General features: G+C 62.0%; 7 protein-coding genes and 1 pseudogene. 2 read left to right on the forward strand and 6 right to left on the reverse strand.

The features are described 5' to 3' along the window. Nucleotides 1–741 precede the first annotated feature (741 nt). Genes BSF44_RS28525 through BSF44_RS28545 form a run of 5 tightly spaced genes read right to left on the reverse strand, consistent with a single transcriptional unit; the run spans nucleotide 742 to nucleotide 5,436 of the window. The gene (locus BSF44_RS28525) at nucleotides 742–1,782 is read right to left on the reverse strand and encodes an ABC transporter substrate-binding protein (protein WP_095946341.1); all 1,041 of its coding nucleotides are present in this window, start codon (nucleotides 1,780–1,782) and stop codon (nucleotides 742–744) included. Between the two features lie 35 nt (nucleotides 1,783–1,817). Then, nucleotides 1,818–2,987 carry an acetylornithine deacetylase gene (gene argE, locus BSF44_RS28530; protein WP_095946342.1) on the reverse strand — a complete coding sequence of 390 codons (1,170 nt, stop codon included), beginning with the start codon at nucleotides 2,985–2,987 and terminating at the stop codon, nucleotides 1,818–1,820. Then, nucleotides 2,980–3,654, reverse strand: coding sequence for a DUF1028 domain-containing protein (locus tag BSF44_RS28535; protein WP_095946343.1), 675 nt, complete (start codon nucleotides 3,652–3,654; stop codon nucleotides 2,980–2,982). Before BSF44_RS28535 ends, argE begins: the two co-directional genes overlap by 8 nt. 10 nt (nucleotides 3,655–3,664) lie before the next feature. Next, the gene (locus BSF44_RS28540) at nucleotides 3,665–4,075 is read right to left on the reverse strand and encodes a RidA family protein (RefSeq protein WP_003201555.1); all 411 of its coding nucleotides are present in this window, start codon (nucleotides 4,073–4,075) and stop codon (nucleotides 3,665–3,667) included. Further along, the gene (locus BSF44_RS28545) at nucleotides 4,075–5,436 is read right to left on the reverse strand and encodes an NAD(P)/FAD-dependent oxidoreductase (RefSeq protein WP_172435415.1); all 1,362 of its coding nucleotides are present in this window, start codon (nucleotides 5,434–5,436) and stop codon (nucleotides 4,075–4,077) included. The genes BSF44_RS28540 and BSF44_RS28545 overlap by 1 nt, the downstream gene beginning before the upstream one ends. 274 nt (nucleotides 5,437–5,710) lie before the next feature. Here BSF44_RS28545 and BSF44_RS28550 point away from each other — a divergent pair, with 274 nt between their 5' ends. Continuing rightward, nucleotides 5,711–7,087, forward strand: a complete 1,377-nt coding sequence (locus BSF44_RS28550) for a pyridoxal-phosphate dependent enzyme (RefSeq protein ID WP_095946344.1) — start codon at nucleotides 5,711–5,713, stop codon at nucleotides 7,085–7,087. Continuing rightward, nucleotides 7,084–8,262 (forward strand): PLP-dependent aspartate aminotransferase family protein, encoded by a 1,179-nt coding sequence (locus tag BSF44_RS28555; protein WP_095946345.1) that lies wholly within the window; start codon nucleotides 7,084–7,086, stop codon nucleotides 8,260–8,262. Before BSF44_RS28550 ends, BSF44_RS28555 begins: the two co-directional genes overlap by 4 nt. A gap of 510 nt (nucleotides 8,263–8,772) precedes the next feature. Here BSF44_RS28555 and BSF44_RS28560 read toward each other — a convergent pair. After that, a pseudogene (locus BSF44_RS28560) lies at nucleotides 8,773–9,207 on the reverse strand (transposase); the annotation flags it as partial. Between the last annotated feature and the right edge of the window lie 126 nt (nucleotides 9,208–9,333).

A 9,333-nucleotide genomic window follows, 5' to 3' on the forward strand; every position in this document is an offset into this window, starting at 1 on the left:
TCAAGCACCATGCTGGCAGCATGCAGCTTGAATTCGCGGGTATAGACCTTTCTTTCGTTCATGGAACCTCCAAGTTGGCGAAATCATATCGCCCTTAAGAGGTGTCCGGAATTATTAGGCCAGTTCAGGCTCGCTCCTACAGGGGGCCGTGTGCGCCACATTACTATTGTGGGAGCCAGCCTGCTGGCGATGGCGGTGTATCAGTCCACGAAGATGTTGAAGCTGATGGCCTCATCGCGAGCAGGCTCGCTCCTACAGGGGGCCGTGTGCGCCACATCACTATTGTGGGAGCCAGCCTGCTGGCGATGGCGGTGTATCAATCAACGACGATGTTGAAACTGATGGCCTCATCGCGAGCAGGCTCGCTCCTACAGGGGGCCGTGTGCGCCACATCACTATTGTGGGAGCCAGCCTGCTGGCGATGGCGGTGTATCAATCAACGACGATGTTGGATCTGATGGCCTCATCGCGAGCAGGCTCGCTCCTACAGGGGGCCGTGTGCGCCACATTACTATTGTGGGAGCCAGCCTGCTGGCGATGGCGGTGTATCAGTCCACGAAGATGTTGAAACTGATGGCCTCATCGCGAGCAGGCTCGCTCCTACAGGGAGCCGTGTGCGCCACATCACTATTGTGGGAGCCAGCCTGCTGGCGATGGCGGTGTATCAATCAACGACGATGTTGGATCTGATGGCCTCATCGCGTTCAGGCTCGCTCCTACAGGGAGCCTGCGGTGCCTGTGTTATCGCGCAGCCCAGGCATTGAAGCGCTGTTCAAGCTCTTCGCCATGGTCGACCCAGAACTCCGCGTCCACGGCCCGGGCGCCGGCCAGGTTGGCCTCGGCGGTCGGCAGTTGCTCCTGCACGTCCTTGGGCAGCAATGGCAGGGTCTGGCGATGCACCGGCCCGTAGGGGATGGTTTCCGAGAAGACCTTTTGTGCCTGCGGCTGGCTGGCAAACGCAATGAAGTTTTCCGCCAATGCCTTGTTCGGCGTGCCTTTGACCACCGCCCAGTATTCCGGGTCGTACAGGCTCTGCGGCCAGACGATGCTCAGCTTCATGCCTTCCTTTTGCGCCGAGGCGATCCGGCCGTTGTAGGCGGCGCTCATCACCACGTCCCCGGCCACCAACCATTGCGCCGGTTGCGCGCCCGCCTCCCACCACTGGATGTTCGGCTTGATCTGGTCGAGCTTGGCAAAGGCCCGCGTCACGCCTTGCGGGGTGTTCAAGACCTTGTACACGTCGTCCGCCTTGACGCCGTCGGCGAGCAAGGCGATTTCCAGGGTGTACTTGGCGCTCTTGCGCAGGCCGCGCTTGCCCGGGAAATCGGCGACATTCCAGAAGTCCGCCCAGGACTGCGGCGCCTTGGCCTGCTTGCTCTGGTCGTAGGCCATGACCATCGACCAGACGTATGTGGCCACCCCGCACTCGGTCAACGCACCCGGCACGAAGTTCGCCGAATCACCGAAGCGCCCCGCATCGAGCTTCTCGAACAGGCCCTCCTCGCAGCCGCGCAACAACTCGGGGCTTTCGACTTCCACCACGTCCCAACTGGTGTGACCGGCGGAGACCATGGCCTTGATCTTCGACAGCTCGCCGTTGTACTCACCGGCGATGATGTTGCCCGCGCCGCTGGCGTTGAAGGGCTGGAAATAGGCCTTATCCTGGGCCTGTTTGGTCGCGCCACCGAAGGAAATCACGGTGAGGTCCTGGGGGGCCGCCCACACACTGGCACTCAACACCGCCAGGGCAAACGGAACACTGCAACGCAAGGATCTGGACATGGATCGCTTCCTCGGGCCTTGTCGACCCTTTGTTGTCATGGGTGTTCGGATTCACTCAAGTACGCCGCCAGGCGATCCATCAGGCGGTCGCAGGCCGCCATCTGTTCGACACTGACAAATTCATCGGGCTTGTGTCCCTGGTCCATGCTGCCAGGACCGCAGACCACCGAAGGAATGCCGGCCTGATCGAACAGCCCGCCTTCGGTGCCAAAAGCCACGGTGCTGAACTCGTCACTGCCGCATAGCCGGGCAATCAGCCGGGCCGCCGCGCTGTCGGTGGGTGTCGCAAGGCCCGGATAGGCCGATATTTTTTCAAAGCGGATACCGGTATCGGTGTCCACGGCCTGCATGCCCGGCAGCAACGTCTGCTCGGCGTAGCCCTGCAGTTCGTCGACGACCACTTGCGGGGCGAAGTCCGGCAAGGCGCGGATCTCGAAATCGAAACGGCAGTCCGCTGGAACGATGTTCAGCGCCGTACCGCCCTGGATCACGCCGACCTGCACGGTCGAGAACGCCGGATCGAAACGCTTGTCGTGCAATGGCGGCCGGGCCAGGGTGGCGCCGATGTCGCCCAGCCGACCGATCAGGCGCGCGGCCTGCTCGATGGCATTGACCCCATAAGGCGCATAGGCCGAATGACAGGCGGCGCCGCGCACATGACAGCGCATCGCCAGTTTGCCCTTGTGGCCGAGCACCGGCTTGAGTTCGGTCGGCTCGCCGATCAGGCACAAGGTCGGTGCCGGGATGCGTTGCGGCAGCACTTCGAGCAAGCCGCGCACGCCGAGGCAACCGACTTCCTCGTCATAGGAAAACGCCAAGTGCACCGGGCGCTTCAAAGGACTGGAGAGAAACATCGGTACCGCCGCCAGTACAGAAGCCAGATAGCCCTTCATGTCCGCGGTGCCGCGTCCGTAAAGCTTTCCGTTCGCCTCGCTCAGGCAAAACGGCTCGACCGTCCAGGCCTGGCCGTCCACCGGCACCACGTCGGTGTGCCCGGACAGCACGATGCCGCCGGCCACGCGCGGGCCGACCGTGGCCAACAGATTGGCCTTGGTCCGCTCGGCGTTGTAGATAAGTTCGCAATCCACGCCCAGTCCGTGCAGGTAGTCGCGCACGAACTCGATCAGCGCAAGATTCGAATCGCGGCTGACCGTGGCGAACCCGATCAATCGCGCGAGCATGGCGCGGCTGCGCAACTCACTCATCGCCGGGCACTCCATAGGCGGGGGCCAGAGTCGGATTGAGGGCGCGGGTCAGATAATCCTGAAGTTGCGGTTCGTAGGCCGTCCACAGTTTGTCCAGCTCGCCGATCGGGTTTTCATCGGCCCAATCCACCCGCAGGTCGACCATCGGCCAGGTCAGGTCACCCACCACCGACAACGCCGCCGAGTGCACCGCGCCAGCTTCGCCGCCGGCATCCTGCCCGGCCTGCAAGGCGTTCATCAGCCGGGTGGCGAGGCAGCCTTCGCTGTTTTCGAACGCCGCAACCATCGCCTCGATCACCCCACTGTTGGCCAGCAGGTTGCCTGCCGCCACGCATTGATCACCGGCCACCGCGTTATTGATGCCCAGGGCATGGTTGCCGCTGAACACCGCCGTGCGCCCGTGGGCATCGACCACCGCCACCTGGCGGTATTGACTGTAGCCGTTGCGGGTCAATGAGTGGTCCAACGCCTGGGGCGGCGCCGAGCCGCCCGCCAGTTCATCGAGGATCTGCGGGCCGAGGGCCGGCAGCGTGATGTTCTGGCTCGACACCGCGCCGACACCGGCACGCAACCACGGGCAGCGCGCGCCGACAGCAATGCTCGAGGAGCTGATGGCAATGCCCAACTGACCGGTCTCGGCGCAGCGACCCACGATGGAAAAAGTCATAGCGAATTCCTTATTCAGGGATGACAGCGATCACGTCGATTTCCATCAGCCACTGCGGCTGGCCGAGGGCGCTGACCACAAGGCCAGTGGAAATCGGGAACACGCCCTTGAGCCACTTGCCGACCTCCTGGTACACCGGCTCGCGATAGCGCGGGTCGATCAGGTAGGTGGTGGTCTTGACGATGTGGCTCAGGTCGCTGCCCGCCTCTTCCAGCAGTTGCTTGACGTTGCGCATGGCCTGCTCGGCCTGGGCACGCGGATCACCGAGCCCTACCAATTGACCGTTGAAATCGGTGCCGACCTGACCACGCACATACACGGTGTTGCCGGCGCGCACGGCCTGGCACAAATCATTGTCCAGCGTCTGGTTCGGATAGGTGTCCTTGGTGTTGAACATGCGGATGCGGGTATGAGTTGGCATTAACGAACTCCCATGAGGCTGGCTTTCTGAACAGGTACACGGGCGGCTTCGGCTTGACGCTGGGTCGCATCCCGATAGTTGAGATAGGTGTGCTGTTTAACGATGTGGTCGGCGATGTGCTTGGCGTCGTGCCAAACGCCCCAGATGAACGCGGAGCCGCGACGGGACTGCCACGGCAAACCGACGAAATACACCCCCGGCTCGGCCGACACGCCGCGCTGGTGCCGGGGTTTGCCGTTTTCCTTGAAGGCATCGACCTTCAACCAGCTGTAATCGGTGGAGTAACCCGTGGCCCAGATGATCGTGGTAACACCGGCCTTGAGCAGGTCCAGTTCCAGGATTGGATGGGTCACGCAATCCGGATCGGCCAGCATGGCCCGGGCTTCGGGCTCCAGCGGCAGGTCCAGGCCATTGCGTTCGACATAGGCGTCGGCCTTGTCGAGCAGCGCCAGATAATTTTCATCGCCGCGCCGGATGTTGTCGGCCAGGTTGTCTTCGAAACTCACCACAGTGCCGTTGAACGATTGGGTCAGGCCGACCAGCGTCATGCCCTGATGGGCCAGCCGGCGGAAGTCCACGGTGTGGCCGCCTCGGGCACCGCTCACGGCGATGGTCACGTGCTCTTTACCGGGCTGCATGGTTTCGGCATCCCACTCGCCGAGCACCCCCAGCCACCAGCAGAAATCACGGTTACGATAGGCTCGTGGCGGACGGTCATGGGCGCCGACTGACAGATAAACCTGTTTGCCGGAGCGTTGCAGTTCATCGGCGATCTGCACGCCCGAAGAACCGGCGCCCACCACCAGCACCGCGCCTTCGGCCAGTTGTTGCGGGTTGAAGTATTGGGCGGAGTGAATCTGCATGATGCCGGCGATTTGCGGGGCAATCGGCGGAATTGCCGGGCGTTGGAACGGACCGGTGGCGACCACTACGTGGCGGGCCTCGATCACGCCTTCAGAAGTTTCAACAGTGAAGCCTGGACGATCAGCGTTGCGTTCCACTTTCCTGACTTCAACGCCAGTACGGATCGGTGCGTTAAATTTGCGAGCGTAGGCTTCGAAGTACTGAGCCACCTGCTCTTTCCCGGCGAAGGCATCCGGGTCCAGACCGTCGAATTCCAGCCCCGGGAAACGGTCGTGCCAGGCCGGACCGTTGGCTACCAGCGAATCCCAGCGACCGGTGCGCCAGGCTTCGGCAATACGATTGCGCTCCACAACGAGGTGAGGCACACCGAGCTTGCTCAGGTGTTCACTCATGGCCACGCCGGCCTGGCCGGCGCCAACAACAAGCGTATCAATTTCGGTCTTGTCTACTGTCATGGCTGTGCACTTCTGAAAGGTGGTTTGATTCAGGTCGGTCATGGCTGCCGCCTCGATGCTGATCACTGTTGTTCTTCTGCTTGAGCTATCGGTGCAAGGGTGTTGGCCGCATTCTGTTCGGAGCCGGGGATTAGCGAAATTATGTTTTTTGTGGTTGTTGGCGAGGAAAAAGCGTCGAGCCGACCGACTGGCCGTGCAAGGTTGCGGTCGACCCAATCCCGGCCTATGGTCCAAGCGATGCATTGCCCGCGACCGACGCAAAGACCCGGCGCGGATTGCTGTCCATCCAGTGCGGATTTACGCAAGGAGTGATGACATGCCCGACAATTCCCGTCCTGCCGTGCTCGAACTGATTGGCAATACCCCCCTGGTACGCGTCAGCCGTTTCGATACCGGCCCGTGCACACTGTTTCTCAAACTCGAATCCCAGAACCCCGGCGGTTCGATCAAGGACCGTATCGGTCTGGCCATGATCGACACCGCCGAGCGCGATGGTCGCCTCAGGCCCGGCGGCACCATCGTCGAAGCCACCGCCGGCAACACTGGCCTGGGCCTGGCCCTGGTCGGCCGCGCCAAGGGCTACCGGGTGGTGCTGGTGGTGCCGGACAAGATGTCCACCGAGAAGGTCCTGCACCTTAAGGCCATGGGCGCCGAGGTGCACATCACCCGCTCCGACGTCGGCAAGGGCCATCCCGAGTATTACCAGGACGTCGCCGCGCGGTTGGCGGCGGAGATTCCCGATGCGTTCTTCGCCGACCAGTTCAACAACCCGGCCAACCCGCTGGCTCACGAATGCAGCACCGCGCCGGAGATCTGGGCGCAAACCCAGCATGATATGGACGCCATCGTCGTCGGCGTCGGCTCGGCCGGGACCCTCACCGGCCTGACCCGATTCTTCAAACGGGTGCAGCCGGACCTGGAAATGGTCCTGGCCGACCCGGTCGGTTCGGTGATGGCCGAATACAGCCGCGGCGGCACCCTTCCAACCCCCGGTTCCTGGGCGGTGGAAGGCATCGGCGAAGACTTCATTCCGTCGATTGCCGACCTGTCGAGCGTGCGCCACGCCTATTCGATCAGCGACGAAGAAAGCTTTGACCATGCTCGCCAACTGCTGCGCGCCGAAGGCATTCTCGGCGGCTCATCGACCGGCACCTTGCTGGCGGCGGCGTTGCGTTACTGTCGCGAACAGACCCAGCCGAAACGGGTGGTGAGCTTCGTCTGCGACACCGGTACGCGTTACCTGTCGAAGGTCTACAACGACCAGTGGATGAACGATCAGGGCTTGCTGCAACGCAAGCACTACGGCGACCTGCGCGACCTGATCGCGCGGCGTTTCGAGGATGGCCGGGTGATCAGCGTCGGCCCGGATGACACGCTACTGACGGCTTTCCAACGCATGCGCCTGGCGGATGTCTCGCAACTGCCGGTGCTGGTGAACGGCAAACAACTGGTCGGCGTGATCGACGAGTCCGACATCCTGCTGGGTGTACATGAGGACGTTGCACACTTTCGCAAGGCCGTCTCCAGCGCCATGACCGACAAACTGCAAACCCTGCCCCCCGATGCCACCCTGGCTGAACTGGAAGCCGAGCTGGGCCGTGGGCTGGTGGCGATCATCCAGGACGCCTCGGGCTTCCACGGCCTGATTACCCGAACCGACATGCTCAACCATTTGCGGAGATCCCTGCCATGAATCAACAGGACAAAAACGCCCCGCCACAGGGTTTCGCCACCCGGGTGATCCACGCCGGGCAAGCACCGGACCCATCCACCGGGGCGTTGATGCCGCCGATCTACGCCAACTCCACCTACCTGCAACAGAGCCCCGGGGTGCACAAGGGCCTGGACTACGGGCGTTCGCACAACCCCACGCGCTGGGCACTGGAGCGTTGCGTGGCCGACCTCGAAGGCGGCACCCGGGGCTTTGCCTTCGCCTCGGGGCTGGCGACCATTTCCACGGTGCTCGAACTGCTCGACGCGGGCTCGCACATCGTCTCGGGCAACGACCTGTACGGCGGCACCTTCCGCCTGTTCGACAAGGTGCGCCAGCGCAGCGCCGGGCATCGCTTCAGCTTCGTCGACCTGACCGACCTGGCGGCGTTCGAGGCCTCCCTGCAAGACGACACCCGCATGGTCATGGTCGAAACCCCGAGCAATCCGCTGCTGCGCCTCACGGACCTCGCCGCCATCGCCCGCACCTGTCGCGCCCGCGGCATCATCTGCGTGGCCGACAACACCTTCGCCAGCCCGTGGATCCAGCGCCCGCTGGAGCTGGGCTTCGACATCGTGCTGCACTCGACCACCAAGTACCTCAATGGTCACTCCGACGTGATCGGCGGCATCGCCGTGGTCGGGCAGAACGCCGAACTGGCCGAGCGCCTGGGTTTCCTGCAAAACGCCGTCGGCGCCATCGCCGGCCCGTTCGATGCCTTCCTCACCCTGCGCGGCGTGAAGACCCTGGCCCTGCGCATGGAGCGGCACTGCAGCAACGCGCTGGAACTGGCGCAGTGGCTGGAACGCCAGCCGCAAGTCTCACGGGTCTATTACCCGGGCCTGCCGTCGCACCCGCAACACGAACTGGCCCAACGGCAAATGCGCGGTTTCGGCGGAATGATCTCCCTCGATCTCAACAGCGACCTGGCCGGCGCCAAACGCTTCCTTGAAAGCGTGCAGATCTTCGCCCTGGCCGAAAGCCTGGGCGGCGTGGAAAGCCTGATCGAACACCCGGCGATCATGACCCATGCCACCATTCCACCGGCTACCCGGGCAGAACTGGGGATTGGCGACGGGTTGGTGCGGTTGTCGGTGGGGGTTGAGGATGTGGAGGATTTGCGGGCGGATCTGGCGCAGGCGTTGGCGCGGATGTAAGCAAGTTGGCTTCCACACTTTTGAATTTCTGTCATACGCAAATTTTGTGCTTACCAGAAATCCACTGTAGGAGCGAGCCTGCTCGCGATGGCGGCGGATCAGTCGATATTGATGCTGGCTGACACTCCGCAATCGCGAGCAGGCTCGCTCCTACAGTTTTGAATTTCTGTCATACCAAAACTTGGTGTTCACCAGAGATCCATTGTAGGAGCGAGCCTGCTCGCGATGGCGGCGGATCAGTCGATATTGAAGCTGGCTGACACTCCGCAATCGCGAGCAGGCTCGCTCCTACAGTTTTGAATTTCTGTCATACCAAAACTTGGTGTTCACCAGAGATCCATTGTAGGAGCGAGCCTGCTCGCGATGGCGGCGGATCAGTCGATATTGAAGCTGGCTGACACTCCGCAATCGCGAGCAGGCTCGCTCCTACAGTTTTGAATTTCTGTCATACCAAAACTTGGTGTTCACCAGAGATCCCCTGTGGGAGATTCTATGGTTGAGGGAAAGTCCTCAACTGGCTTTTGGCTGATATTCGCTTTGCCCTTTCAGCAAGGCGAATACAACCCGAGCAAGCTTGCGAGCCAGCATCACTAGCGCCTGAGTGGTGCTGAACCCCCGAGTTCTTTGTTCTTCGTAATACCCTTTCCAGGCTTTCGTACGGCTAGCCGACATCGCTGCATTGTGCAGAAGTCGGCGGGCCTCGGGGTCACCGCGCTTGCTCAAACTGCGGCGAGCGTCCTTCTGTCCTGATTTCGCCACCCGTAAATCCATGCCCAAGAAGGCGATAAATGCATCCGCGTTTCTAAAATCTCCTCGCTGAAATGCGGTTATCAAGCGGGCCCCAGTCAAAAATCCAATACCCTCAACTTTCAGGCAGCGCTTCAATTGACCGAGCAAACCGGCCTCTTTGAGTTGATCGTTGATCGTCTTTTCGATCAGCGTCTCCCCCGGTGTCAGGATAGTTGTCGCCTCTCCGAATTTTCCTAAAAAAGCACATCGGGGGCGGAAAGAGACTGGTCGTGCCGTACTATTCACCTGAACGCAGAGCCGCATTACTCAAGATGCTGCTTC

Origin of the sequence: Pseudomonas sp. ACN8 (genome assembly GCF_002303925.1) — a bacterium.
GTDB lineage: Bacteria > Pseudomonadota > Gammaproteobacteria > Pseudomonadales > Pseudomonadaceae > Aquipseudomonas.